Annotated in this window: 28 protein-coding genes; all 28 read left to right on the top strand. The window is 70.6% G+C overall.

The genetic code is table 11. From position 1 onward, the window contains the following. Positions 1–457: 457 nt before the first annotated feature. The 28 genes from HPF_RS01400 (at position 458) to HPF_RS01535 (ending at position 25,812) form a co-directional block, all read left to right on the top strand. Positions 458–1,540, top strand: coding sequence for a hydrogenase small subunit (locus HPF_RS01400; RefSeq protein WP_066161125.1), 1,083 nt, complete (start codon positions 458–460; stop codon positions 1,538–1,540). 17 nt (positions 1,541–1,557) lie between these two features. Further along, positions 1,558–3,417, top strand: coding sequence for a nickel-dependent hydrogenase large subunit (locus HPF_RS01405; RefSeq protein ID WP_133155539.1), 1,860 nt, complete (start codon positions 1,558–1,560; stop codon positions 3,415–3,417). A 26-nt stretch (positions 3,418–3,443) separates the two neighbouring features. Next, positions 3,444–4,046, top strand: a complete 603-nt coding sequence (locus HPF_RS01410) for a HupE/UreJ family protein (protein ID WP_133155540.1) — start codon at positions 3,444–3,446, stop codon at positions 4,044–4,046. Between the two features lie 28 nt (positions 4,047–4,074). Beyond that, entirely contained in the window at positions 4,075–4,821 is a 747-nt protein-coding gene (gene cybH, locus HPF_RS01415) for a Ni/Fe-hydrogenase, b-type cytochrome subunit (RefSeq protein ID WP_127805831.1), read from the top strand. Between the two features lie 4 nt (positions 4,822–4,825). After that, positions 4,826–5,155, top strand: coding sequence for a HigA family addiction module antitoxin (locus HPF_RS01420; protein ID WP_218016612.1), 330 nt, complete (start codon positions 4,826–4,828; stop codon positions 5,153–5,155). A gap of 21 nt (positions 5,156–5,176) precedes the next feature. Further along, the gene (locus tag HPF_RS01425) at positions 5,177–5,845 is read left to right on the top strand and encodes a HyaD/HybD family hydrogenase maturation endopeptidase (protein ID WP_133155541.1); all 669 of its coding nucleotides are present in this window, start codon (positions 5,177–5,179) and stop codon (positions 5,843–5,845) included. A 3-nt stretch (positions 5,846–5,848) separates the two neighbouring features. Further along, positions 5,849–6,151, top strand: coding sequence for a HypC/HybG/HupF family hydrogenase formation chaperone (locus HPF_RS01430; RefSeq protein ID WP_079366467.1), 303 nt, complete (start codon positions 5,849–5,851; stop codon positions 6,149–6,151). Between the two features lie 15 nt (positions 6,152–6,166). Then, positions 6,167–6,616, top strand: a complete 450-nt coding sequence (locus tag HPF_RS01435; RefSeq protein ID WP_127805828.1) for a thioredoxin domain-containing protein — start codon at positions 6,167–6,169, stop codon at positions 6,614–6,616. 40 nt (positions 6,617–6,656) lie between these two features. Further along, positions 6,657–7,520, top strand: coding sequence for a hydrogenase expression/formation protein (locus tag HPF_RS01440; protein ID WP_133155542.1), 864 nt, complete (start codon positions 6,657–6,659; stop codon positions 7,518–7,520). Beyond that, positions 7,517–7,747, top strand: a complete 231-nt coding sequence (locus HPF_RS01445) for a rubredoxin (protein ID WP_127805826.1) — start codon at positions 7,517–7,519, stop codon at positions 7,745–7,747. The genes HPF_RS01440 and HPF_RS01445 overlap by 4 nt, the downstream gene beginning before the upstream one ends. Positions 7,748–7,751: 4 nt before the next feature. After that, positions 7,752–8,231 (top strand): [NiFe]-hydrogenase assembly chaperone HybE, encoded by a 480-nt coding sequence (gene hybE, locus HPF_RS01450; RefSeq protein ID WP_207959287.1) that lies wholly within the window; start codon positions 7,752–7,754, stop codon positions 8,229–8,231. Further along, positions 8,228–9,373, top strand: a complete 1,146-nt coding sequence (locus HPF_RS01455) for a hydrogenase formation protein (protein ID WP_133155544.1) — start codon at positions 8,228–8,230, stop codon at positions 9,371–9,373. Before hybE ends, HPF_RS01455 begins: the two co-directional genes overlap by 4 nt. After that, positions 9,366–9,713, top strand: coding sequence for a hydrogenase maturation nickel metallochaperone HypA/HybF (locus HPF_RS01460; RefSeq protein ID WP_133155545.1), 348 nt, complete (start codon positions 9,366–9,368; stop codon positions 9,711–9,713). Before HPF_RS01455 ends, HPF_RS01460 begins: the two co-directional genes overlap by 8 nt. Before the next feature lie 23 nt (positions 9,714–9,736). Continuing rightward, positions 9,737–10,723: a hydrogenase nickel incorporation protein HypB gene (gene hypB, locus HPF_RS01465; RefSeq protein ID WP_133155546.1), complete on the top strand. Its 987-nt coding sequence runs from the start codon at positions 9,737–9,739 to the stop codon at positions 10,721–10,723. Positions 10,724–10,735: 12 nt separating this feature from the next. Then, a complete protein-coding gene (locus tag HPF_RS01470) occupies positions 10,736–11,875 on the top strand; it encodes a Kae1-like domain-containing protein (protein WP_133155547.1) in 1,140 nt (379 codons plus the stop codon). Beyond that, positions 11,866–12,105 (top strand): HypC/HybG/HupF family hydrogenase formation chaperone, encoded by a 240-nt coding sequence (locus HPF_RS01475; RefSeq protein ID WP_079366475.1) that lies wholly within the window; start codon positions 11,866–11,868, stop codon positions 12,103–12,105. Before HPF_RS01470 ends, HPF_RS01475 begins: the two co-directional genes overlap by 10 nt. Further along, complete coding sequence (gene hypD, locus HPF_RS01480) at positions 12,102–13,265, top strand: hydrogenase formation protein HypD (protein WP_133155548.1); 1,164 nt, start codon at positions 12,102–12,104, stop codon at positions 13,263–13,265. Before HPF_RS01475 ends, hypD begins: the two co-directional genes overlap by 4 nt. Continuing rightward, the gene (hypE, locus tag HPF_RS01485) at positions 13,262–14,374 is read left to right on the top strand and encodes a hydrogenase expression/formation protein HypE (RefSeq protein ID WP_279512606.1); all 1,113 of its coding nucleotides are present in this window, start codon (positions 13,262–13,264) and stop codon (positions 14,372–14,374) included. Before hypD ends, hypE begins: the two co-directional genes overlap by 4 nt. A 168-nt stretch (positions 14,375–14,542) precedes the next feature. Continuing rightward, on the top strand, positions 14,543–15,040 hold the full coding sequence (locus HPF_RS01490) for a hypothetical protein (RefSeq protein ID WP_133155549.1): 498 nt from the start codon (positions 14,543–14,545) through the stop codon (positions 15,038–15,040). 20 nt (positions 15,041–15,060) lie between these two features. Further along, positions 15,061–16,869: an enoyl-CoA hydratase-related protein gene (locus HPF_RS01495; RefSeq protein WP_133155550.1), complete on the top strand. Its 1,809-nt coding sequence runs from the start codon at positions 15,061–15,063 to the stop codon at positions 16,867–16,869. Then, the gene (locus HPF_RS01500; protein WP_133155551.1) at positions 16,866–18,326 is read left to right on the top strand and encodes a sigma-54-dependent transcriptional regulator; all 1,461 of its coding nucleotides are present in this window, start codon (positions 16,866–16,868) and stop codon (positions 18,324–18,326) included. The genes HPF_RS01495 and HPF_RS01500 overlap by 4 nt, the downstream gene beginning before the upstream one ends. Next, the gene (locus tag HPF_RS01505; protein WP_133155552.1) at positions 18,323–20,152 is read left to right on the top strand and encodes an NAD(P)H-dependent oxidoreductase subunit E; all 1,830 of its coding nucleotides are present in this window, start codon (positions 18,323–18,325) and stop codon (positions 20,150–20,152) included. Before HPF_RS01500 ends, HPF_RS01505 begins: the two co-directional genes overlap by 4 nt. Next, positions 20,149–20,829, top strand: a complete 681-nt coding sequence (locus HPF_RS01510) for a 2Fe-2S iron-sulfur cluster-binding protein (RefSeq protein ID WP_133155553.1) — start codon at positions 20,149–20,151, stop codon at positions 20,827–20,829. The genes HPF_RS01505 and HPF_RS01510 overlap by 4 nt, the downstream gene beginning before the upstream one ends. Further along, positions 20,826–21,356 (top strand): NADH-quinone oxidoreductase subunit B family protein, encoded by a 531-nt coding sequence (locus tag HPF_RS01515; protein WP_133155554.1) that lies wholly within the window; start codon positions 20,826–20,828, stop codon positions 21,354–21,356. The genes HPF_RS01510 and HPF_RS01515 overlap by 4 nt, the downstream gene beginning before the upstream one ends. Continuing rightward, positions 21,349–22,875, top strand: a complete 1,527-nt coding sequence (locus HPF_RS01520; protein WP_133155555.1) for a Ni/Fe hydrogenase subunit alpha — start codon at positions 21,349–21,351, stop codon at positions 22,873–22,875. The genes HPF_RS01515 and HPF_RS01520 overlap by 8 nt, the downstream gene beginning before the upstream one ends. Further along, positions 22,872–23,363 (top strand): hydrogenase maturation protease, encoded by a 492-nt coding sequence (locus HPF_RS01525; RefSeq protein ID WP_133155556.1) that lies wholly within the window; start codon positions 22,872–22,874, stop codon positions 23,361–23,363. Before HPF_RS01520 ends, HPF_RS01525 begins: the two co-directional genes overlap by 4 nt. Next, positions 23,360–24,355: an NADH-quinone oxidoreductase subunit B family protein gene (locus HPF_RS01530; RefSeq protein ID WP_133155557.1), complete on the top strand. Its 996-nt coding sequence runs from the start codon at positions 23,360–23,362 to the stop codon at positions 24,353–24,355. The genes HPF_RS01525 and HPF_RS01530 overlap by 4 nt, the downstream gene beginning before the upstream one ends. Further along, complete coding sequence (locus HPF_RS01535; RefSeq protein ID WP_133155558.1) at positions 24,352–25,812, top strand: nickel-dependent hydrogenase large subunit; 1,461 nt, start codon at positions 24,352–24,354, stop codon at positions 25,810–25,812. The genes HPF_RS01530 and HPF_RS01535 overlap by 4 nt, the downstream gene beginning before the upstream one ends.

A 25,812-nucleotide genomic window follows, 5' to 3' on the forward strand; every position in this document is an offset into this window, starting at 1 on the left:
CCGTATGCACGGGTCTGGTGCGGGCGGCTACAGTACCGCCACTCGCAAACGGCGCCAGACGCCGCGACCGCGGGGGACCGAGGAGACAACCCAGTCCTATCAGAACAAATCCTTCAGCGTCCCAAGAGATGCACCGAACCATCAGCCGACCCTTGCGGGTCGGCTTTTTTTTGCCTGTGCGGCGGACGGTGGCTGGATTTTTGAGTGGAAGTTTGATTTCCATTTTGTTTCAGAAAACGGAAAGTCTTCGAACCCCCTGAATGGTGGATGGCAGTGACTGCCTGTTGGTCATTGAAAATATTTGTTTCCTGACAACGGCTTACAAGCCCGTGTCGGTGTTTTCCCTTGGTGCCCCGATCGTGGCCCGCGGATTGCGAACGGTCACACACCTGCCCATTCCCAGCGTTTGCGGGCGGGACCCGGATCCGCCCCACACAGCCCACGGAGACACCACACGATGGAAACCTTTTACGAGGTCATGCGCCGCAAAGGCATTTCGCGCCGCAGTTTCATGAAGTACTGCTCGCTCACCGCCACCTCGCTGGGGCTGGCACCGAGCTTTGTGCCTCAGATCGCCCACGCGATGGAAAACAAGCCGCGCACCCCGGTGCTCTGGCTGCACGGTCTGGAATGCACCTGCTGCACCGAAGCCTTCATCCGCTCGGCCCACCCGCTGGCCAAGGACGTGGTGCTCTCCATGATCAGCCTGGACTACGACGACACCCTGATGGCCGCCGCCGGCCACCAGGCCGAGGCCATCCTCGAAGAGATCATGACCAAGTACAAGGGTCAGTACATCCTGGCGGTGGAAGGCAACCCGCCGCTGAACGAAGACGGCATGTTCTGCATCCAGTCGGGCAAGCCCTTCATCGACAAGCTCAAGCACGTCGCCAAGGACGCCAAGGCCATCATCGCCTGGGGTTCGTGCGCCAGCTGGGGCTGCGTGCAGGCCGCCAAGCCCAACCCGACCCAGGCCACGCCGATCCACAAGGTCATCACCGACAAGCCCATCATCAAGGTGCCGGGCTGCCCGCCCATCCCCGAGGTGATGACGGGCGTGATCACCTACATGCTGACCTTCGACCGCATTCCCGAGCTGGACCGCCAGGGCCGCCCGAAGATGTTCTACAGCCAGCGCATCCACGACAAGTGCTACCGCCGCCCGCACTTCGACGCCGGCCAGTTCGTCGAGGCCTGGGACGACGAGTCTGCGCGCAAGGGCTACTGCCTCTACAAGGTCGGCTGCAAGGGCCCGACCACCTACAACGCCTGCTCCACCGTGATGTGGAACGAGGGCACGAGCTTCCCGATCAAGGCCGGCCACGGCTGCATCGGCTGCTCGGAAGACGGCTTCTGGGACAAGGGTTCGTTCTACGACCGCTTGACCGACATCCACGCCTTCGGCATCGAGGCCAACGCCGACGAGATCGGCGGCAAGGCCGCCGCGGTGGTGGGCGCTGCGGTCGCCGCGCACGCCGCGATCTCGGTCGCCAAGCGGGCGCGCGACACGTCCAAAGAGAAATCGAAGAACCACGCCTGAGGCCAGGAGAACACGACATGGGTGCTTACGAAACACAGGGCTTCAAGCTCGACAACTCCGGCCGCCGCGTGGTGGTCGACCCGGTGACCCGCATCGAGGGCCACATGCGCTGCGAGGTCAACCTCGACAGCAACAACGTCATCCGCAACGCCGTCTCCACCGGCACCATGTGGCGCGGCCTGGAGGTGATCCTCAAGGGCCGCGACCCGCGCGACGCCTGGGCCTTTGTGGAGCGCATCTGCGGCGTCTGCACCGGTTGCCACGCGCTCACCTCGGTGCGTGCGGTGGAAGACGCCCTGGGCATCAAGATCCCGCTGAACGCCCACCTGATCCGCGAGATGATGGCCAAGACGCTGCAGGTGCACGACCACGCGGTGCACTTCTACCACCTGCATGCGCTGGACTGGGTCGACGTGGTCTCGGCGCTGAACGCCGACCCGAAGAAGACCAGCGAGCTGCAGCAGCTGGTCTCGCCCTCGCACCCGCTGTCCTCGCCCGGCTACTTCCGCGACGTGCAGAACCGCCTGAAGAAGTTCGTGGAGAGCGGCCAGCTGGGCCCGTTCAGCAACGGCTACTGGGGCAGCAAGGCCTATGTGTTGCCGGCCGAGGCCAACCTGATGGCCGTGACCCACTACCTCGAAGCCCTGGACCTGCAGAAGGAATGGGTGAAGGTGCACACCATCTTCGGCGGCAAGAACCCGCACCCGAACTACATGGTCGGCGGCGTGCCCTGCGCGATCAACCTCGACGGCGACGGCGCCGCCGGCGCGCCCATCAACATGGAGCGCCTGAACTTCGTTGAAGCCCGCATCAAGGAGATGATCGAGTTCAACAACAACGTCTACATCCCGGACGTGCTGGCCATCGGCACCATCTACAAGCAGGCCGGCTGGCTCTACGGCGGCGGCCTCTCGGCCACCAACGTGGCCGACTACGGCACCTACGAGAAGGTGCCTTACGACCACAGCACGCACCAGCTGCCCGGCGGCGTGATCCTGGACGGCAACTGGGACAAGATCCACGAGATCGACCCGCGCGACCCAGAGCAGGTGCAGGAGTTTGTGACCCACAGCTGGTACACCTACGGCAACGACAGCAAGGGCCTGCACCCCTGGGACGGCATCACCGAGCCCAACTACAAGCCCGAGGGCCCGAACTTCAAGGGCACGCGCACCAAGATCGAGCAGCTCGACGAATCCGCCAAGTACTCGTGGATCAAGTCGCCGCGCTGGCGCGGCCACGCGGTCGAGGTCGGCCCGCTCTCGCGCTACATCCTGGGCTACGCCCACGCGATGAAGGGCAACAAGTGGTGCCAGCGCGTCAAGGAACAGGTGGACGCGTCGGCCGTGGCCATCAACAGCGCCATTCCCAAGGCCCTGGGCCTGCCGGAGACGCAGTACAGCGCCAAGCAGCTGCTGCCCACCACCATCGGCCGCACCCTGGCGCGCGCACTGGAGAGCCAGTACGCCGCCGAGATGATGATGGACGACTTCCGCCAGCTGGTGCAGAACATCAAGGCCGGCGACACGTCCACCGCCAACGTCGAGAAGTGGGACCCCGCCACCTGGCCCAAGGAGGCCAAGGGCGTGGGCACGGTGGCCGCGCCGCGCGGCATGCTGGGCCACTGGATCAAGATCAAGGACGGGAAGATCGAGAACTACCAGTGCGTGGTGCCCACCACCTGGAACGGTTCGCCGCGCGACGCAAAGGGCCAGATCGGCGCCTTCGAGGCCTCGCTGATGAACACGCCCATGGTCAACCCCGAGCAGCCGCTGGAGATCCTGCGCACCCTGCACAGCTTCGACCCCTGCCTGGCCTGCTCCACCCACGTGATGAGCCCGGACGGCCAGGAGATGGCCAAGGTCACGGTGCGCTGAACCCACGGAACAACGAGGAGAAACACATGCAATCGAAAACCATCCGCCGCGCCACCGCCGCAGCGCTGCTGGCCGGTCTGGCCGGCGCCGCCCAGGCCCACACCGGCCACGGCACCCACAGCCTGATGGAAGGCCTGGTCCACCCCTTCGGCCTGGACCACCTGCTGGCCATGGTGGCCGTGGGCGTCTGGTCGGTGTCTGCCCTGCCGCAGGGCAAGGCCTGGCAAGGGCCGGCCACCTTCCTGCTCGCGCTGGTCATCAGTGCGGCGCTGGGCGCGGCCGGAGTCACCGTGCCGTACCTGGAGCACGCCATCTCTTTGAGCGTGGTGCTGTTCGGCCTGATGCTGATCGTCGCCCAGCGGGCGATGCCGGTGGTGCTGGGCCTGGGGCTGATCGCCGCAGCCTCGTCGCTGCACGGCCTGGCCCACGGCGCCGAAACGCCCGAAACCGGCTTCGCGGGCTACGCCGCGGGCTTCATGCTGACCACCGCGGTGCTGCACATCAGCGGCGTCGGGGTCGGCCTGGCCATTCAGCGCTGGCTGGCCGAGCGCCGTGGCGCTGTGCTGGGCGGGCTGGGTGCCGCTGTCGGCGCCGCCGGGCTCTACTTGTTCGGCCAGCTGGTCGCCTGACCGCTACCTCTTCGCACAGGAGATCACCATGTCCTCCCTGTCTGCACAAGAACTGGCGCAGCAGCGCCTGGCCGATGTCACCGGCATCGACGAGAGCGCCGTCTCGCACGGCCAGAGCACCAAGTCGGTCTATGTGTACGAAGCCCCGGTGCGCATCTGGCACTGGGTCAACGTCGCGGCCATCACCGTGCTGTGCCTCACCGGCTACTTCATCGGCAAACCGCTGCCGACCATGCCCGGCGAGGCCAGCGCGAACTACCTGATGGGCTACATCCGTTTCGCGCACTTCACGGCCGGCTACATCCTGGCCATCGGCCTGCTGGGCCGCGCCTACTGGGCCATCGTGGGCAACCACCATGCGCGCGAGCTGTTCTGGGTGCCGCTGTTCCAGAAGGCCTACTGGGGCGAGATTTTCACCATGCTCAAGTGGTACGCCTTCCTGATCCCGCGGCCCGGCCGCTACGTGGGCCACAACCCGCTGGCGCGGCTGGCCATGTTCTCCGGCTTCCTGGTGCTGATGGTCTTCATGATCCTGACCGGCTTCGCGCTCTACAGCGAAGGCGCCGGCGTGGGCTCGTGGCAGGACACGATGTTCGGCTGGGTCATTCCGCTGTTCGGCCAGAGCCAGGACGTGCACACCTGGCACCGCCTGGGCATGTGGGCCATGATCATGTTCATCACCCTGCACGTCTACGCCGCGATCCGCGAGGACATCATGGGCCGCCAGTCCATCGTGTCGACCATGATTTCCGGTCGCCGCACCTTCAAGGACTGATGTCGTGAAGAAAGCTGCCGTCAGCTGGTCGATCCCCCCGCGCGGTGTGCCGGTGCGTGCACCGCTGCACCCGGGGCGGCTGCTGGCGCGCACCTGCCTGGCGCCGCTCTCGCTCAACCAGAGCGAGGCGGCCCGGCTGCTGGGCCTCTCGCGCCGGCGCCTGCACGAGCTGGTGCACGGCCAGCGGGCGATGTCGCCCGACACCGCGATCCGTTGCGCTCGCCAGTTCGGCATCGACGCCGGCTTCTGGCTCGCGCAGCAGGCCGCCTGGGACAGCTTCCACGCCTGGAAGCGCCTGTCCTCGGGTTCGGCCACGTCCCCTTTCCCCCGCTGACTTCACACAGGTTTGCCTGCCATGCGCACCACTCCGACCGAATCCACCTGTCACCCCGGGGGTGACACCCCACCGGCCAGCATCGTCGTGCTGGGCATCGGCAACCTGCTCTGGGCCGACGAAGGCTTTGGCGTGCGCTGCATCGAAGCGCTGCAGCGCCGCTGGGAGTTCGCCGACCACGTGCAGCTCATCGACGGCGGCACCCAGGGGCTGTACCTGATCCAGCACGTGCAGGAGGCCGATGCGCTGCTGATCTTCGACGCCATCGACTACGGCCTGGAACCCGGCACGCTGAAGGAGGTGCGCGACGACGAGGTGCCGCGCTTCATGGGCGCCAAGAAGATGAGCCTGCACCAGACCGGCTTCCAGGAGGTGCTCTCGCTGGCCACGCTGACCGGCAAGTACCCGCAGCAGGTGCTGCTGATCGGCTGCCAGCCGCAGGAGCTGGAGGACTACGGCGGCAGCCTGCGCCCGGTCGTCAAGGCCGCGATGGAAACGGCGCTGGCGCTGGGTGTGGCCGAGCTGGAACGCTGGGGCGCCCGGCCGGTGGAACGCCGCACGCCGCTGGCCCCGCGCGAGGCCGTGACGCTGGACGAACTGGCGCTGACCGCCTACGAGGCGCAAAGGCCCGCAGCGGAAGAAGCCTGCCGCATCGGCGACGACCGCTTCATGCCGAAGGCCGAGGTCTGAACCATGTGCATCGGCATCCCCATGCAGGTGGTCGAGGCCGATGGCCGCTTCGCCTTGTGCGAAGGCCGCGGCGAGCGCCGCCGCATCAACACCGCCCTGGTCGGCGAGGTCTCCAGCGGCGATTGGCTGCTGGTCTTCCTCGACGACGCGCGCGAGCGCATCGATACCGACCGCGCGACCGAGGTGAACGCGGCGCTGGACCTGGTGCTCGGTGCCATGCAGGGTCTGGAGGCGCAGGAAGACGCGGGCTTCGCCCTGCCGTCGCAGATGAGCCCGGAACAAATGCGCGCCCTGACCGGCGCCTGAACACAAGGAGACACCATGATTGAAACCACAGAAGCCCACGCCCCCCTGGTCCAGCGCCTCGCGCGCGAGTTCGGTGCCACCTGGGTCGACGAGACCAGCGTGGCCGAATGGACCGCCGGTGGCGGCGACCGCGTCGTGCTGCTGGCCGGCGACCCGGTGCGTTTTCCCGAAGGCGTGGACGTGGCGGCGGTGCTGCCCGAGCTGATGAAGTCCTTCCCGAACCGCTTCGCTGTGGCCGTGGTGCCGCGCGACAACGAGGACGCGGTGGCCAAGCGCTACGGCTCGCAGCGCTGGCCCACGCTGCTGTTCTTCCGCGACGGCCAGTACGTGACCGCGATCGCCGGCATGCAGGACTGGGACGTGTACCTGTCCGGCGTGGCCGCCGCGCTGGCCATGCCGCCCTCGCGCCCGCCCACCATCGGCATTCCTGTCGTCAGCCAGACCGGCGGCAGCAGCTGCCACTGACCCCACCGACCACGCCCCACCGCCGCACCAGGAGCCTCTGATGAAAGCCTTTCCCATCCCCGTGGTCGCCCTCGGCCCCGGCACCCAGACCGAGGACGAGCACCTCGACTACCTGCCCATGCCCAAGGACATGGACACCTACCGCGCGCCCATGCTGCCCGAGCCGGAGGAGATTGCCGGCCGCGCGGCCGCACGCGAGGCCCTGGTCCAGGTGCTGGCGCTGCTCGACCAGGCCGCCGACGGCGGGGCGGGCGGGCAGGTGAGCCTGCAGGCCCTGCCGTCCGAAGACCGGCAGCTGATCAACCAGGTGATGGGCGAGGGCGAGGCCAGCGCCATCGTGCGCGAGGAGTCCTCGTCGCTGGAAGTGCGCATCCAGGAGTCGGTGTTCGCCGGCGTCTGGCGCCTCATGACCTTCAGCGACGGCGCCCTGGTCGACGACGTGGTCGAGGTCGGACCGGTGCCGGCCCTGCTGCGGGTGGTGGCCGAGGAAGACGCCGAGCGCGAGTACCGGCCCTGGCTCGGCCCGCTGCCGCCCAATGTGCAGAATGCGCCCCTGCTGGTCGACGAGGTGCGCGACCAGGTGGCGCGCTGGCAGCCGGGCCACACCTCGCACGTCATCAACCTGACGCTGCTGCCGGTGACGCCCGAAGACATCGGTTTCCTCGACCACCAGCTGGGCACCGGCCGCGTGCTGCTGCTCTCGCGCGGCTACGGCAACTGCCGCATCTCCAACACGCGCCTGCCGCACTGCTGGCGCGTGGTGTACTACAACTCCATGGACAAGGTGATCCTCAACACGGTCGAGGTGGTGGACATGCCCGAGGTCGCGATGGCGGCCCCGGAGGACCTGCGCGACTCGCACGAGCGCCTGAGCGACGTGCTCGGCTACCTCGAACAATCATGAGCGGCTTCGACGGTCAGGGCTTTGAAGGCTCGTACCTCGGCAACCGCGAGGTGCTGCGGCCCGGTTCGCGCCTGGAGTGCAAGATCTGCTGGTGGGTCTACGACCCCGCGGTTGGCGACCCGCAGTGGCAGATCCCGCCCGGCACGCCGTTCGCCGAGCTGCCGCCGCACTGGCGCTGCCCCAACTGCGACTGCGATGCAGAACAGTTCCTCTTGCTGCCGGACTGAGACCATGGAACACCGTGTGTCCACCCTCGTGCAGTTCTACCGCCTCGTGCAGACCGAGCGCATGCAGGGCGTGCCCATCCTCAACCCGGCGCTGTCCGTCGAGGCCGTCGGCTTCCAGTGGGGCGACGACGGGCAGACCGTGGCCGAGGGCGTGCTGATCACCCCCTGGTTCATGAGCCTGGTGCGCCTGCCGCGGGCGGTGGAAGGCCACGGCGGCCGCGTCGCGCGCAAGGCGGTGCACAGCTTCGGCAACGAACGCTTCGAGTTCATCGGCGCGCACGACCCGGCCGTGGGCTACCACGAGACCTGCGCGCTGTTCTCGCCCATGGGCGGCTTCGCCACGCAGGCGCAGGCCGTCGACACCGCCGAGGCCTCGCTGGCCCTGCTGCGACCCGCGCCGACGCCCGCGCCCGCCGCCGAGCCCGTGCCCGCGCGCCGCGCCTTCTTCACCGGCCGCCGCGGCGCGCCCGGAGCCCCGGCATGAGTGCCGCGCTGGATCTGGCCGGCCGCCTGCGCGTGCGCCCCGGCGCACCGCTGGCGCAGGCGCTGCACAGCAGCCGGCGCGACTGGGCCGGGCGGCTCGGCCAGGGCCAGCCTGCCACCGCGCTGCCGGGCCTGCTGGCCAGCCTGTTCAACCTCTGCAGCCACGCGCACCGGCTGTGCGCCCAGCTCGCGATTGCGGCGGCGCGGCCCGGCGCCATGGCGATGCCCGGTGACGCCGCGCAGCGGCTGCGCCAAGAGACTGCGCAGGAGCATGTGCGCCGCATCGGCCTGGACTGGCCGCGCCTGCTCGGCCCCGCCGACGGCCATGCCCAGGGCGCCGCGCTGCAAGCGCTTCAAACCTGCCCGCTGCTGCGGCCTGCGGCCAAAGGCGACGAGCCCTGGCCGCAGGCGCTGGACTGGCTCCAGCGCGAGTGCCTGCACATGCCGGCCACCACCTGGCTGCGCGCCTGGCAGGCCTGCGGCGCCGACTGGCTGCTCGACTGGGGCACGCGCCACGGCGGCTGGCTGCCGGCCCTGGTGCGCGGCGCGCGCGAGGCTGACAGCGGGCGCGCGCTCGACATGGCGCGGGCCCTGCGCGCGCATGGTCAGGACGACCAGCTGCGCACGCTGGCCGCAGCGTTGGCGCTCAAGCCGGGATTTGCCATGCAGCCGCTGTGGCACGGCGCCTGCGCCCACACCGGCCCCTGGGCGCGCCTGCACAGCGCCGACGACGGCCTGCCGCTCACGCCCTGGGCCCTGCTGGGCAGCCGCCTGGCCGAACTGGTGCGGCTGTGCCTGCCGGACGGGCCGGGGCAGGGCGCCGGCTGGCTGCGCCATGGGGCGCTGCACACGGCCGACGGCCAGGGCCTGGCCTGGGTCGAGATGGCGCGCGGCCTGCTGGTGCACCAGGTGGAGCTGGAGCCCGATGTGCCGGTGGTGCGCGCCTGCCGCGTGCTGGCGCCGACCGAGTGGAACTTCCACCCGGCCGGCGAGGTGGCGCGGCGCATCTCGGCGCTGGATGCCACGCTGCCCGCCGGCCTGCGCACGGGCCAGTTGAATCTGTTGATGGCGGCGTTCGACCCCTGCGTGCCGTTCGAGGTGGACGCCGCGCCAGCGGTGGAAGGAGAAGTGGCCCATGCATGAAGCGAGTCTGGCCGGCGGCGTGCTGCAGCTGGTGGAGGACACGGCGCGGCGCGAAGGCTTTGCGCGCCTGCTGGAGTTGCGGCTGGAAGCCGGGCAGCTGGCCGGTGTGGACGTGCGCGCGCTGCGCTTCGCGCTGGAGAGCCTGGCGCCCGGCACCCTGCTGGAGGGGGCGCGCATTCAGATCGACGAGCCGCCCGGGCAGGCCTGGTGCATGGCCTGCGCGCAGACCGTGGCCATCGCCCAGCGCGGCGACGCCTGCCCGGCCTGCGGCGGCTGCCAGCTGCAGCCCACGGGCGGCATGGAATTGCGCGTGATTGATATGCGCGTGAGTGATGATTGAAGCAACGTTGAAGGAGACCGACCATGTGTGTCGTGTGCGGATGCAGTGACAACAGCCCGGCCCATGCCCGGCATGTGCAACAGAGCGCGGGCAGCGAGCCCGGCGTGATCACGGTCAACCCGGCCAACGGCGACCTGCACTTCGGGGCCGGCGCGGCCCGCGTGTCGGTGCCCGGCATGAGCCAGGAACGCGCCATCAAGCTGGAGACCGACATCCTGGGCGCCAACAACCGCGTGGCGCAGCAGAACCGCGCACACTTCGAGTCGCACGGTGTGACCGCGCTCAACTTCGTCTCCAGCCCCGGCTCGGGCAAGACCACGCTGCTGTGCGCCACCATCGAGGCACTCAAGGCGCGCCAGCCCGGCCTGCACGTGGCCGTGATCGAGGGCGACCAGCAGACCAGCTTCGACGCCGACCGCATCCGCGCCACCGGCGCGCCCGCCATCCAGGTCAACACCGGCAAGGGCTGCCACCTGGATGCGCCCATGGTGGCCGAGGCGTTTGCGCAGCTGCACACACACCACCACTCGCACGACCACACCCACGGTCACGATCACGGGCATCACCACCACCACGGCGACGACCACAGCCTGCTGTTCATCGAGAACGTGGGCAACCTGGTCTGCCCCGCCGTGTGGGACCTGGGCGAGGCCGCCAAGGTGGCCATCCTCTCGGTGACCGAGGGCGAGGACAAGCCGCTGAAGTACCCCGACATGTTCGCGGCCTCGCAGCTGATGATCCTGAACAAGACCGACCTGCTGCCGCACGTGAAGTTCGACGTCGCGCGCTGCATCGACCTGGCGCGGCGCGTGAACCCGGCCATCGAGGTGATCCAGCTGTCCGCCACCACCGGCGAGGGCATGGACGCCTGGCTGCACTGGCTGGACCACGCCATGGGTCATGACCATCACCACCACGAAGCTCCGGATGCCGAAGCTGCGCTGCGTCAGCGCGTGCAGCAGCTGGAGGCCGAACTGGCCCGCGCCAAAGCTGCCTTGTCGGCCAACTGACGGACTGGCGCCATGTCCACCTCCGTGCTCGCCGTCGGCGCCTGGCTCAAGAACGCGGCCTGCCTCGTGCTGGACGGCCGCGCGCACTGGTCGCCGGTGCATGGCGACCTCAGCGACCCGGCGGCCTGCGACGCGCTGGAGCGCTCGGTGCAGGCGCTGGCACGGCAGGCGGAAGCCGCCGGTGCGCCGGTGCAGGCCATCGCACACGACCTGCACCCCGACTTCTTCAGCACCCGGCTGGCCATCGCCACCGCCGATGCGCTGGGCGTGCCGGCCATCGGCGTGCAGCACCACCACGCGCACCTCGCGGCGGTGGTCGCCGAACACGGCATCGAAGGCCCGGTGGTCGGGCTTGCGCTGGATGGCGTGGGCCTGGGAACGGACGGCATGCCCTGGGGCGGCGAACTGTTGTGGCTCGACGGGCCGCGCTGGCAGCGCCTGGGCCATTTGCAGCCGCTGGCCCTGCCCGGCGGCGACCGCGCGGCGCGCGAACCCTGGCGCATGGCGGCGAGCGCGCTGCACGCGCTGGGCCGCCGCGACCAGATCGTGCCGCGCTTCGCACCGGTGGTGGGCGAGGCCGCGGCGGCGGGCGTGCGCCAGATGCTCGACAAGCGCCTGAACTGCCCGTTGACCAGCAGCGCCGGCCGCTGGTTCGACGCCGTCGCGGGTGCGCTCGGCCTGTGTCACCACCAGCAGGACGAAGCCCAGGCGGCCATCGCGCTGGAGCAGGCCGCTGCGCGGGCGCTGGCGGTCCGGCCGGGCTTGCCGCCGCTGCCCGGCGTGGTGCAGCACACCGATGGCCGCATCGACCCGCGCGCCGTGCTGGCCCAGCTGTTCGACGTCCCCGATGCCGACACCGCCGCCGCCGGCTTCCACCTGGCCCTGGCCGATGCGCTGGCCGAGGCATTGATCGCCGCCGCGCGCGGGCGCGGCGTCCACACCGCCGCGCTGGGCGGTGGCTGCTTCTTCAACCGCATCCTGCGCGAGCGCACGGTGCAGCGTTTGCAGACCGCCGGCCTGCGGGTGTGGCAGACCGGCGACAAAGGCTGCGGCGACGCCGGGCTGGCCATCGGCCAGGCCTGGGTGGCGGTGCAGCAGCTTCAGACACCACAGACAACATCCCCCGTTGAGGAGACCACCCCATGTGCCTAGCCATTCCCGCGCGCCTTGTCGAGAAGCGCGACCACGACCAGGCGGTGGTCGACCTGGGCGGCATCCGCAAGCCCATCTCCATCGCCCTGGTACCCGAGGCCGAGGTCGGCGACTACGTGATCGTGCACGTGGGCCACGCCATCGGCATGATCGATCCGGAGGAGGCCGAGAAGACGCTCGCCTTGTTCGCCGAGATGCAGGCCATGACCGGCGCGGAGGTTCAGTCATGAAGTACATCGACGAATTCCGCGACGGCGAGTTGGCCAAACAGATCGGTGAGCGCATTCGCGCCGAGGCCGACCCGCAGCGGTCGTACAGCTTCATGGAGTTCTGCGGCGGCCACACCCACGCCATCAGCCGCTACGGCGTGCTCGAACTGCTGCCGTCCAACGTGCGCATGGTCCACGGCCCGGGCTGTCCGGTCTGCGTGCTGCCCATCGGCCGCATCGACCTGGCGATCCGCCTCGCGCTGGAGCGCGACGCCATCGTCTGCACCTACGGCGACACCATGCGCGTGCCGGCCAGCGACAGCCTCTCCCTCATCAAGGCCAAGGCGCGCGGTGGCGACATCCGCATGGTCTATTCGGCCGCCGACGCGCTGGCCATCGCCCGCGCCAACCCGCAGCGCGAGGTGGTGTTCTTCGCCATCGGCTTCGAGACCACCACGCCGCCCACGGCGCTGGCCATCCGCGACGCGCAGCGCGAAGGCCTGGCCAACTTCAGCGTGCTGTGCTGCCACGTGCTCACGCCCTCGGCCATCACCCACATCCTCGAATCGCCCGAGGTGCGGCAGTTCGGCACCGTGCCCATCGACGGCTTCGTCGGCCCCGCCCACGTCAGCATCGTGATCGGCTCCGCGCCCTACGACCATTTCGCCGAGGAGTACCGCAAGCCGGTGGTCATCGCCGGCTTCGAACCGCTGGATGTGATGCAGGCCATCCTGATGCTGGTGCGCCAGGTCAACCGCGGCGCCGCCCATGTGGAAAACGAATTCACCCGCGCCGTCACGCCCGAGGGCAACCTGCGCGCCCAGGCACTGGTGTCCGAGGTGTTCGAGCTGCGGCCCAGCTTCGAGTGGCGCGGCCTGGGCGAGGTGCCCTACAGCGCGCTCAAGATCCGCGAGGCCTTCGCGGCCTTCGACGCCGAGCGCCGCTTCGACCTCGCCTACCAGTCGGTGCCCGACAACAAGGCCTGCGAGTGCGGGGCCATCCTGCGCGGCGTGAAGAAGCCCACCGACTGCAAGATCTTCGGCACCGTCTGCACGCCCGAGAACCCGGTCGGCTCCTGCATGGTGTCCAGCGAAGGCGCCTGCGCCGCGCACTACACCTATGGCCGCTTCCGCGACATCCCCATCGTCGCCGCCACCGCCACTGAAGAGGTCACCCCATGAGAACCGAACACGACCAGGCCGGTGCCGGCGAGGCGCCCGCCCCCAAACCCGTGAAGAAAAACTACATCCGTCCGCTGGACATCAAGCACGGCCGCATCGACATGGGCCACGGCGCGGGCGGCAAGGCCGCGGCGCAGCTGATCGAGGAGCTGTTCCTGGCCGCCTTCGACAACGAATTCCTGCGCCAGGGCGACGACGGCGCGGTGCTGGCGCTGCCGGCCTTCGACCCGGCCGAGGGGCGGCTGGTGATGGCGACCGACGGCCACGTGATCTCGCCGCTGTTCTTCCCCGGCGGCGACATTGGTTGCCTGTCGGTGCACGGCACGGTCAACGACGTGGCGATGTCGGGCGCGCGGCCGCTGTACCTGAGCGCCAGCTTCATCATCGAAGAAGGCTTTCCGCTGATCGACCTGCAGCGCATCGTGCAGTCCATGGCCGCGGCATCGCGCGAGGCCGGCGTGCCGGTGGTCACCGGCGACACCAAGGTGGTGGAGCAGGGCAAGGGCGACGGCGTGTTCATCAGCACCACCGGGGTGGGCGTGCTGCCGCCGGGCGTGTCCATCAGCGGCCGCCACGCGCGGCCGGGCGACGTGGTGCTGGTCTCGGGCAGCATCGGCGACCACGGCGTGGCCGTGCTCTCGCAGCGCGAGTCGCTGGCCTTCGAGACCACCATCCAGAGCGACACCGCCGCGCTGCACACCCTGGTCGCCGCCATGCTCGCGGCGGCACCCGGCGCGGTGCGCGTGCTGCGCGACCCCACGCGCGGCGGCCTGGCCACCACGCTCAACGAGGTGGCGCGCCAGTCCGGCGTGGGCATGCTGCTGCAGGAGGCGGCGATTCCGGTCAAGCCGCAGGTCGATGCGGCCTGCGAGCTGCTGGGCCTGGACCCGCTCTACGTGGCCAACGAGGGCAAGCTGATCGCGGTGGTTGCGCCCGAGGCGGCCGAGGCCGTGCTGGCCGCCATGCGCGCCCACCCGCTGGGGCAGGACGCGGCCCGCATCGGCGAGGTGACCACCGACCCGCACCACTTCGTGCAGATGGCCACGCGCTTCGGCGGGCGGCGGGTGGTGGACTGGCTCAGTGGAGAGCAACTGCCGAGGATCTGTTGACGACCCCCCCCTGCGCCGCTGCACGGCTTCCCCCCGCTCTGGCGCGCCTTCGGCGCTGGGCAGGGGGACGGCACCTGAGGCCCGGCGAAGCCGGTTCCTCGGTGCCCCTGGAAGGGGCACCTCGCTCGGGGCGGGGTCTGATGAAAACAAGAGACGAGGAGACGTGGGATGTCGAGTCTGGTGTTTCGCAAGACCGAGGGTGGCAAGGCCGAGATCGCGCAGCGGCAGGCCGGGCTGGCGCCGGCCGCGCGGCAGCTGCTGATCCTGGTCAACGGGGTGGACAGCGTGCAGGCGCTGCTGGCCAAGGGGCTGGGCGATGTGCGCGGGCACCTGGACACGCTGCTGTCGCTGCGCCTGATCGAGCCGGTGCCGACACCGCCCAAGGCCGCGCCACTTCCTCCCGCGGCACCGTCGCCCGCACCGGACGTGCAGGCGGACTCGTCGACCGAATCTGAAGACCCGCAGCACCTGCTGGCCCTCCAGCGCCGCGCCTGGCAGACGCTGCAGCCGCACTTCGGCCCCGACACGCCCACCGTGGCGCAGGACCTGCTGGCCGCGCGCAGCATCGCGCAGTACCTCGCCTCGCTGGACGGCATCCAGGCCAAGCTGGCCATTTACATGGGACGCAAGCAGGCCGAGCGCGAGATCGACGCCCTGCGCCGCTGAACACACGCACCACCACCGCCATGTCCCTGCGCATCCTGCTGCTCTGCCACAGTTTCAACAGCCTCAGCCAGCGCCTGTACGCCGAGCTGCGCGCGCGCGGCCACACGCTCAGCGTCGAGCTGGACATCGCCGACAGCGTGACCGAAGAGGCGGTGGCGATGGCCCGGCCCGACCTGGTGCTGGCGCCGTTCCTCAAGCGCCGCATCCCGGCCTCGGTCTGGCAGCGCGTGCCCTGTTTCGTGGTGCACCCCGGCCCGCCCGGCGACCAGGGGCCGAGCGCGCTGGACTGGGCGGTGCGCGACCGCCAGCCGCACTGGGGCGTGACCGTGCTGCAGGCCGACGGTGAGTTCGACGCCGGCCCGGTCTGGGCCCACGCGTCGTTCGACATGCGCCCGGCCACCAAGGGCAGCCTGTACCGGCGCGAGGTCACGCGCGCCGCGCTGCAGGCCACGCTGGCCGCGGTGGATCGCTTCGCGGGCGGCGAGCGTGAGGCGCCCGCAGAACGATTCGCCGCCGGGCCGCCCCAAGGCGAATCAGCCCCCTCGGGGGGCAGCGACCCGCGCAGCGGCGGAGCGTGGGGGCGTGGCTGGAAGCCCTTGATGAAGCAAGCCGACCGAGCGGTGGATTGGTCGCGCGACGACACCGCGACCGTGCTTGCGAAGCTGCGCTGCGCGGACGGCCAGCCCGGCGTGCTGGATGCGCTCTGGGGCCAGTCCTGTTACCTGGGCGATGCCCACGAGGCCAGCGCCGCGACCCTGGCCGAATTCGCCGACCGCGCACCCGGCGATCTGCTGGCGGTGCGCGACGGCGCGCTGCTGCGCCGCACGGTGGATGGCGGCGTGTGGATCGGCCAGGCCCGGCTCGCCGACCCGCCCGGCACCGCGCCGGGCCAGGGCCATTTCAAACAGGCGGCGGCCGAGCTGTTCGCCACCGAAGCGGCGGCGCTGCCGCAGCGCCCCGCGCCTCTGGTGCGGCCCGACGACGAATGGGCCGAGCTGCGCTACACCGAGCACGGCCCCGAGGGCGCGCGCGTGGGCTGCCTGAGCTTCGACTTCTGCAACGGCGCCATGGGCACCGAGCGCTGCGAGCGCCTGCGCGCGGCCCTGCTGGATGTGCGCGAGCGCCCGACGCAGGTGCTGCTGCTGATGGGCGGCGATGGCTTCTTCAGCAACGGCATCGACCTCAACCGCATCGAGGCCGCGGCGCACCGCGCGGGCGACAGCGCGGCCGACGAATCCTGGCGCAACATCCAGGCCATGGACGACGTGGCACTGGCCGTGCTGGAGACCACCGACCGCCTGACGGTGAGCGTGATGCGCGGCAACGCGGGCGCGGGTGGCGTGTTCCTCGCACTCGCGGCCGACCAGGTCTGGGTGCACGAAGGCGTGGTGCTCAATCCGCACTACAAGAACATGGGCAACCTCTACGGCTCGGAGTACTGGACCTACCTGCTGCCGCGCCGCCTGGGCGAGGCCGGCGCGCGCGAGCTGATGGCGGGCCGCCTGCCGCTGCGCGCCGCCGACGCGTTGCGCATCGGCCTCATCGACGCCTGCGACGAAGGCCCGCGCGAGGGCTATGAAAACCGCGCCATTCAACGCGCGCTGGCGCTGGCCGGCTCCTACAATCATCGCGAACAGGTGGCGGCCAAACAGGCCCGGCGCGCCGCCGACGAGGTGCACTGCCCGCTGGCCCGCTACCGCGAACAGGAACTGGCGCGCATGCACCGCAACTTCTACGGCTTCGACCCGAGCTACCACGTGGCCCGGCACCACTTCGTGCACAAGCTGCCGCACGCCTGGACACCGCGCCACCTCGCCACCCACCGATGACCCCACCCCCGTTCCACGACCTCTTGCCCACCGTGCTGGTGGTGGACGACGAGGTGCGTTCGCAGGACGCGCTGCGCCGCACGCTGGACGAGGACTTCACCGTGTTCACCGCCAGCAGCGCCGACGAGGCGCGTGGCCTGCTGCAGCGCCAGCCGGTCAGCGTGATCCTGTGCGACCAGCGCATGCCCGGCATGACCGGCGTGAACTTCCTCAAGGAAGTGCGCGAGCAGTGGCCCGACATCGTGCGCATCGTCCTCTCGGGCTACACCGACAGCGAAGACATCATCGCCGGCATCAACGAGGCCGGCATCTACCAGTACATCCTCAAGCCCTGGTCGCCCGACCACCTGCTCGACGCGGTGCGCAACGCGGTGGAGGCCCAGGTGCTGCAGCAGCAGACCAGCCGGCTCGACCTGGAGCTGCGCACCAGCACCCGCGTGCTGCGCCAGCGCACCGCGAGCCAGATGGCGCAGGCCAAGAGCCATTTCGGGTTCGAGCGCATCGTGCGCGCGCCGGGCAGCCCGCTGGACCTGCTCTGCCGCATGGCCGAACGCGCGGCGCGCTACGACATCCCGGTGCTGGTGCTGGGCGAGTCGGGCACCGGCAAGGAGCTGTTGGCGCGCGCCATCCACTACGCCAGCCCGCGGCTGACCGGCCCCTTCGTGGTGGAGAACTGCGCCGCCATCCCCGACACCCTGCTCGAATCCGAACTGTTCGGCCACAAGCGCGGCGCCTTCACCGGGGCCTTTGAAGACCACGCCGGCCTGTTCCAGCGCGCCGACGGCGGCACCGTCTTCCTCGACGAAATCGGCGAGACATCGCCGGCGTTCCAGGTCAAGCTGCTGCGCGTGCTGCAGGAGGGCGAGGTGCGGCCCGTGGGCGCGGCGCGGCCGGTGCCGGTGGACGTGCGCATCATCGCCGCCACCCACCGCAACCTCGAACAGCGGGTGCGCGAGGGCCTGTTCCGCGAAGACCTCTACTACCGGCTCTCGGCCGTCGCGCTCACGGTGCCGCCGCTGCGCGAGCGGGTGGGCGACATCCCGCCCATCGCGCGCCAGATCGCGCAGGACGTGGCGGGCGAACTCGGCCACCCGGGCGCCGCACTCACCGACGAGACCCTGGCCTGCCTGCTGGCCTACCCCTGGCCCGGCAACATCCGCGAGCTGCGCAACGAGATCGGCCGCGCGCTGGCGCTGCACGAGGGCACCGAGCTGCCACCCGAGGCGTTCTCGCCGCGCGTGCTGCAGGGCCGTGCGGCCGGCGGCGGCGGTGATCTCACCGCGGCCCTGCCGGCCAGCGGCAGCCTGACCGAGCGCCTGGACGTGATCGAGGCCATGGTGCTGCGCGAGACCCTGCTGCGGCACCGCTGGAACAAGACGAAGGCGGCGGCAGAGCTGGGCCTCTCACGCGTGGGCCTGCGGGCCAAGATGCAGCGCTTCGGCCTGGACAAACCATGACCGCCTTTGACCAGCCCTCCGCCCTCCACGCCGCCGACGCGGTGCTGGCGCGCTGGCAGCACGACCCGCACGCGCTGGTGCAGGTGCTGCGCGAGACGCAGGCGCAGACGCACTGGCTGCCGCGCGAACTGCTGGCCCACATCGCGGCCGCGCTGCGCCTGACCACCGCCCATGTCGAAGGCGTGGCCAGCTTCTACCGCTTCTTCCACCTGCGGCCTGTGGGCCGGGTGCACGTGCTGTTCTCCGACAACATCACCGACCGCATGGCGGGCAGCGACGCGCTGATGGCGCGGCTGTGCGCGCGCCTGGGCGTCGCCCCCGGCCAGGTCGATGCGCAGGGCCGCTTCTGCGTCGACCGCTGTTCCTGCACCGGCCTGTGCGACCAGGGCCCGGCCCTGCTGGTCAACCACCACCAGGTGGTGACGCGGCTGGACGCCGGGCGCGTGGACCAGCTGGCCGAGCGGCTGCTGGCCGGCGTGCCGCCCGAGGACTGGCCGGCCGACTGGTTCGCGGTGGAAGACCACGTCCGGCGAGCCGACGTGCTGCTGCAGGGCCTGCCCGCCGATGCCCCGTCGCTGCCCGCCGTGTTGTCCCGCACACCCGCCGAACTGTTGGCCGAGGTCGAACGTTCGGGCCTGCGTGGCCGCGGCGGCGCAGGCTTCCCGACCGCGCGCAAGTGGCGCGCCTGCGCCGAGGCCGACGCACCCGACGGCCAGCGCTGCGTGGTCTGCAACGCCGACGAGGGCGAACCCGGCACCTTCAAGGACCGCGTGCTGCTCGGCCGCCACGCCGACGAGCTGTTCGACGGCATGACGCTGGCCGCGCGCGCCATCGGCGCGCAGACCGGCCTCGTGTACCTGCGCGGCGAATACCGATTCCTGCTGCCGCAGCTCGAAGCCGTGCTGCAGCGCCGCCGTGCGAACGGCCTGCTGGGGCGCAACGCCGGCGGCGTGGCCGGCTTTGATTTCGACATCGCCATCCACCTCGGCGCGGGCGCCTACGTCTGTGGCGAAGAGTCGGCGCTGATCGAGTCGCTGGAAGGCCAACGTGGCACGCCGCGCATCCGCCCGCCCTTCCCGGTGCAGCGCGGCTACCTCGGCCGCCCGACCGTGGTCAACAACGTCGAGACCCTGGTGGCGGTGGCCCACATCGCGCGCCGCGGCGGCGCCTGGTGGGCCGGCCTCGGCACGCCCGAATCCACCGGCACCAAGATCCATTCGGTCTCGGGCGACTGCGAGCGCCCCGGCCTCTACGAATACCCGCTGGGCACGCCGCTGGCGCAGATCCTGGCCGACTGCGGCGCGCGGAATGCGCAGGCGGTTCAGGTGGGCGGTCCCTCGGGCAGTTGCGTGCCGGCCAGCGGTTTCCATCGCGCCATCGCCTTCGAAGACCTGCCCAGCGCCGGCGCCCTGATGGTGTTCGACCAGACCCGCGACCTGTTCGAGGTCGCGCGCCACTTCGCGCGCTTCTTTGCCCACGAAAGCTGCGGCCTGTGCACGCCGTGTCGCGTCGGCACCGAGCTGGTCGTGCGCCGGCTGGACAAGCTGGCCCACGAACGCGGGGCAGGGCGCGGCTCGGCCTTCGACATCGCCCGCCTGCAAGAGCTGGACGCGCTGCTGCACAGCGGCACACACTGCGGCCTGGGCGTCTCGGCCTGCAACCCGCTGCGCGACACCCTGGCCCACTTCGGTCAGGCCTACGCCCAGCGCAGCACGGCGGCGCAGTTCCAGCCCGGGATCGACCTGGATGCCGAGCTGTCGTCGGCGCGCCGGGCGACCGGACGGCAAGACCGGGGTGCACACCTGAACACGGAGCACGGCGCATGACGACCTTCGACTTCGACGGCCAGCCCGTGCCGCTGCAGCCCGGCGACACCATCCTGCAGGCCGCCCAACGCGCTGGCCACGAGGTGCCGCACCTGTGCTGGCACGAAGGCGTCTCGGCCAGCGCCTCCTGCCGGCTGTGCACCGTGGTGGCCGACGGCCGGCCGGTGCCGGCTTGCGCCACGCCCGCGGTCGCCGGCCAGCGTGTGGAGTGCCACACCGAGGCCCTGAAGACGCGGCGCCTGCACCTGCTGCAGATGCTGTTCGTCGAGGGCAACCACTTCTGCCCCGGCTGCGAAAAAAGCGGCAACTGCCAGCTGCAGCACCAGGCCGAACGCGCCGGCATGACCGACCTGCACTACGAGCCGCTGCACCCCGAGCGCCCGGTGGACGCCAGCCACCCCGAAGTCTGGTTCGAGCCCAACCGCTGCATCCTGTGCCAGCTCTGCGTGCGCGCCAGCGACGAGCTCGATGGCAAGCGCGTGTTCGCTATCGGCGGCCACGGCATCGGTGCGAAGCTGCTGATCGACAGTGAGAGTGGCCGGCTCGGCGACAGCCAGTTGTCGGTGGAGGACCGCGCGGCCCACATCTGCCCGGTGGGCGCGCTGCTGCCCAAGCGCGTCGGCTTTGCCCAGCCCTACGGACAGCGGACCTTCGACGATGCGGAGACGCGCGGATGAACACCGACAGCACCCCCCGCAAGTGGCGTGTCGCCACGGTCTCGCTGGCCGGGTGTTTCGGCTGCCACATGTCTTTCCTCGACATCGACGAGCGCCTGTTCGGGCTGATCGAGCACATCACCTTCGACCGCTCGCCGCTGACCGACATCAAGACCGTCGGCCCCTGCGACATCGGCCTGATCGAAGGCGGGCTGTGCAACGCCGAAAACGTCGAGGTGCTGCGCGCCTTCCGCGACCAGTGTCGTGTGCTGGTGGCCGTGGGCGCCTGCGCCATCACCGGCGGCCTGCCGGCGCTGCGCAACCACCTGGACGTGGGCGAGATGATGAAGGCCGTCTACGGCGAGGTGCCGAACGACCCCGAGCTGCCGCTGCCGCTCAACCGCGTGCGGCCCATCCACGAAGTCGTGCAGATCGACCACGCGCTGCCCGGCTGCCCGCCGCCCGCCGATGCGTTCTGGCAGCTGCTGCAGGACCTGATGGCCGGGCGCGAACCGAAACTGCACAAAGGGCTCATTCGCTATGACTGACGCCGCCCGCCCGCTCGAAACCGCAGCCGACCCGCAGGGCCTGCGCCGCATCGTGATCGACCCGGTCTCGCGCGTCGAAGGCCACGGCAAGGTCACGCTGCTGCTGGACGAGCAGCAGCGCCTGCAGCAGGTGCGGCTGCACATCGTCGAGTTCCGCGGCTTCGAGCAGTTCATCGTCGGCAGGCCCTACTGGGAGGTGCCGGTGATGGTGCAGCGCCTGTGCGGCATCTGCCCGGTCTCGCACCACCTGGCCGCGTCCAAGGCGCTAGACCGCGTGGTCGGCGGCTGGCCGGTGCCCGAGGCTGCCGACCGCATCCGCCGGCTGATGCAGTACGGCCAGATCGTTCAGAGCCACGCGCTGCACTTCTTCCACCTGTCCTCGCCCGACCTGCTGTTCGGCTTCGACGCCGACGTCGCGCAGCGCAACATCGTCGGTGTGGCGATGGCGCACCCCGAGGCCGCGCGCCAGGGCGTGATGCTGCGCAAGTTCGGCCAGGAGGTGATCCGCATCACGTCGGGCAAGCGGGTGCACGGCACCGGCTCGGTGCCCGGTGGCATGAACCGCGCCGTGGCGCGCGAAGACCGCGACACGCTGCGCGCGCAGCTGCCCGAGGTGCTGGCCTGGGCCGAGGCGGCGGTGGAGCTGGCGCAGCGCCTGCACACCGGTCTGCCGCCCGCCTATGAGCACTTCGGCGAAACGCCTGCGGCCATGATGTCCCTCATCGGCCCCGGCGGCGCGATGGAGCTGTACGACGGCGCGCTGCGCCTGCGCGAGGCCGACGGCCGCATCGCGGTGGATGGCTTCGAGGACCAGCGCTACCGCGAGCTGATCGACGAGGCGGTCAAGCCCTGGACCTACATGAAGTTCCCCTACCGCCGCGCGCTCGGGCCCGAGGCCGGCTGGTACCGCGTGGGCCCGCTGGCGCGGCTCCAGAACTGCGACCACATCCCCACGCCACGCGCCGAAGCGCGGCGCCAGGCCTTCGTCGCGGCGCACGGCGGCCGGCCGGTGCACGCGGTGCTGGCCACGCACTGGGCGCGCATGATCGAGCTGCTGCACGGCGTGGAGGTGATCGCGCGGCTGCTGGACGACCCGGTCATCCTGGGCGGCCCGCTGCAGGCCACGGGCGAGCGCCAGCGCAGCGGCGTCGGCATCATCGAGGCGCCGCGCGGCACGCTGATCCACGAATACGAAGTGGGCGACGACGACCTGGTCAAGAGCTGCAATCTGATCGTCTCGACCACACACAACAACCAGGCCATGAACGAGGCGGTGCGCTCGGTCGCGCTGCAGTACCTGGACGGCCAGACCATCACCGAGCCGCTGCTCAACCACCTCGAAGTCGCCATCCGTGCCTACGACCCCTGCCTGTCCTGCGCCACCCACGCGCTGGGCCAGATGCCACTGTCGGTGACGCTGCGCGGACCGGATGGCGAGGTGCTCGACCACGTGCTGCGCTCGTCCACTGGCGAGACGCAGCGCGGCGCCACGCCGCACCCCATGGAGCGCGCGCAATGAACGAGCCGGTGGCGCCGCTGCTGGTGCTGGCCTGGGGCAACCCCAGCCGCGGCGACGACGCGCTCGGGCCGATGCTGGCTGAGCGTTTGCTGGCCCATGCCGAGGCGGCTTCGCTGGCCGGCCGCGTCGAGGTGCTGACCGATTTCCAGCTGCAGGTGGAACACGCTCTGGACCTGTTGGGCCGGGAGCGCGTGCTGTTCGTCGATGCCGCGCTCGACCTCGCAGAGCCGTTCACCGTGCGCCCGCTGCAGGCCGCGCGCGGCGGCGGCATCGGCAGCCATGCGCTGGCGCCCGAGGCGGTGCTGCAGGTGTACGAGGACCTGCATGGCCACGCGCCACCGGCCTCGACCCTGCTGGCCATTCGCGCGTCCGCTTTTGAACTGGGCGCCGCGCCGAGCGTCCAAGCGTTGAAGGATCTGGAGCAGGCCGTCGCCTGGGTCTGCCGCTGGCTGACTGGCGAACTCGTTACGGAAGAGGTCCCCGCATGAACGTCCTGTGGCTGCAATCCGGTGGCTGCGGCGGCTGCAGCATGTCGCTGCTGTGCGCCGACACGACCGACTTCCAGGGCCATCTGCGCGACGCGGGCATCCACATGCTCTGGCACCCCTCGCTCTCGCTGGCCAGCGGCGAGGACGTGCTGGCGCTGCTGCAGTCGGTCATGGACGGGGGCACGCGGCTGGACGCGCTCTGCGTCGAAGGCTCGCTGCTGCGCGGCCCCAACGGCACCGGCCGCTTCCACATGCTCGCCGGCACCGGCCTGCCCATGATCCACTGGGTGCGCGAGCTGGCGGCGAAGGCGCGCCACGTGCTGGCGGTGGGCAGCTGCGCAGCCTGGGGCGGCGTCACGGCCGGCGGTGACAACCCCACCGACGCCTGCGGCCTGCAGTACGAGGACGACCGCCCCGGCGGCCTGCTGGGGGCGGATTTCCGCAGTGGCAGCGGCCTGCCGGTGATCAACATCGCCGGCTGCCCCACGCACCCGAGCTGGGTCATCGACACGCTCATGGCGCTGGCCGCCGACGGCTTCACCGAAGACGATCTGGACCCGCTGGCCCGCCCACGCTTTTACGCCGACCAGCTGGTGCACCACGGCTGCACGCGCAACGAGTACTACGAGTTCAAAGCCAGCGCCGAAAAGCCCTCCGACCTGGGCTGCATGATGGAGCACATGGGCTGCAAGGGCACGCAGGTGCACGCCGACTGCAACATCCGGCCCTGGAACGGCGAGGGCAGCTGCACCCGGGGCGGCTACGCCTGCATCGCCTGCACCGAGCCGGGCTTCCAGGAGCCCGGCCATCCCTTCCACCAGACGCCCAAGATCGCCGGCATCCCGGTGGGGCTGCCGACCGACATGCCCAAGGCCTGGTTCGTGGCGCTGGCCTCGCTGTCCAAGAGCGCCACGCCCAAGCGGGTGAAACACAACGCGGTGGCGGACCACCTGGTGGAGAAGCCCGCCATACGCAGGACACGCCTCAAATGAGTTCCCGTCTGCTCGTCGGCCCTTTCAACCGCGTCGAAGGTGATCTCGAAGTCGCGCTCACCATCGAGGGCGGCCGCGTGCGCGAGGCCCAGGTCAACGCCACCATGTACCGCGGTTTCGAGCAGATCCTGCAGGGCAAGGCGCCGCACGACGCGCTGGTCTACGTGCCGCGCATCTGCGGCATCTGCTCGGTCTCGCAGTCGGTCGCGTCGGCGCGTGCGCTGGCCGACCTCGGGGGCATCGTGATGCCACCCAACGGGCAGCACGCGACCAACCTGATCCTGGCGACCGAGAACCTGGCCGACCACCTGACCCACTTCTACCTGTTCTTCATGCCCGACTTCGTGCGCCCGGTGTACGCCGACCGGCCCTGGCACGCCGAGGCGGTGCGCCGCTTCGCGCCCGACACGGGGGAACAGGTGCGCGCGGCGACGGCGGCGCGCCAGCGCTGGTTCACGCTGCTGGGCACGCTGGGCGGCAAGTGGCCGCACACGCAGTCGGTCGAGCCGGGCGGCTCCACTCGCCCGATCGACGCGGCCGAGCGCGTGCGCCTGCTGGCCAAGCTGCGCGAGTTTCGCGGCTTCCTGGAACGGCAGCTGATCGGCGACGCGCTCGAAACCTTCACCGCGCTGGACAGCGAAGACGCGCTCTGGGCCTGGCATGCGCGCGATCCGCTGGGCAGCGACCTGCGCTTCTTCCTCACCCTGGTGCAGGACCTGTCGCTGCAGACGCTGGGCCCGGGGCCGGGGCGCTACCTCAGCTACGGCGCCTACGTGCAGCCGGATGGCTCCCATGCGCTGGCGCAGGGTCTGTGGCGCGGCGATGCGCAGCGCCTGGACCCGGTGGACGCGCACGCCATCACCGAAGACGCCACGCACGCCTGGCTGGCGCAGCCGCGCGAACCGCTGCATCCCCTGCACGGTCTCACCCGGCCCGAGCCCGACAAGGCCGGCGCCTACACCTGGAACAAGGCGCCGCGACTGGGCGGAGAGGTGGTCGAGACGGGGGCCATCGCGCGCCAGCTCGCCAGCGGCCACCCGCTGCTGCGCGATGCGGTGGCGCGCCACGGCGGCACCGTGTTCACGCGCGTGCTCGGCCGCGTGCTCGAACTCGCGCGCGTGCTGCCGATGATGGAGGGCTGGCTGCAGGCCATCCGTCCGACCGAGGCCTTCTGTGTGCCCACCGAGCTGCCCGACGAAGGACACGGCGTGGGGCTGTCCGAAGCGGCGCGCGGCGCGCTGGGCCACTGGCTGGTGGTTCGTGGTGGGCGCATCGCCAACTACCAGATCGTCGCACCCACCAGCTGGAACTTTTCGCCGCGCGATGCGCAGGGCACACCGGGTGCGCTGGAGCAGGCGCTGGTGGAGGCGCCGGTGCGCGACGGCGAAAAGACCCCGGTCGCGGTGCAGCACATCGTGCGCTCCTTCGACCCCTGCATGGTCTGCACGGTGCATTGA

The sequence above is a fragment of the Hydrogenophaga pseudoflava genome, assembly GCF_004353865.1.
Classification (GTDB): Bacteria; Pseudomonadota; Gammaproteobacteria; order Burkholderiales; family Burkholderiaceae_C; genus Hydrogenophaga; species Hydrogenophaga pseudoflava.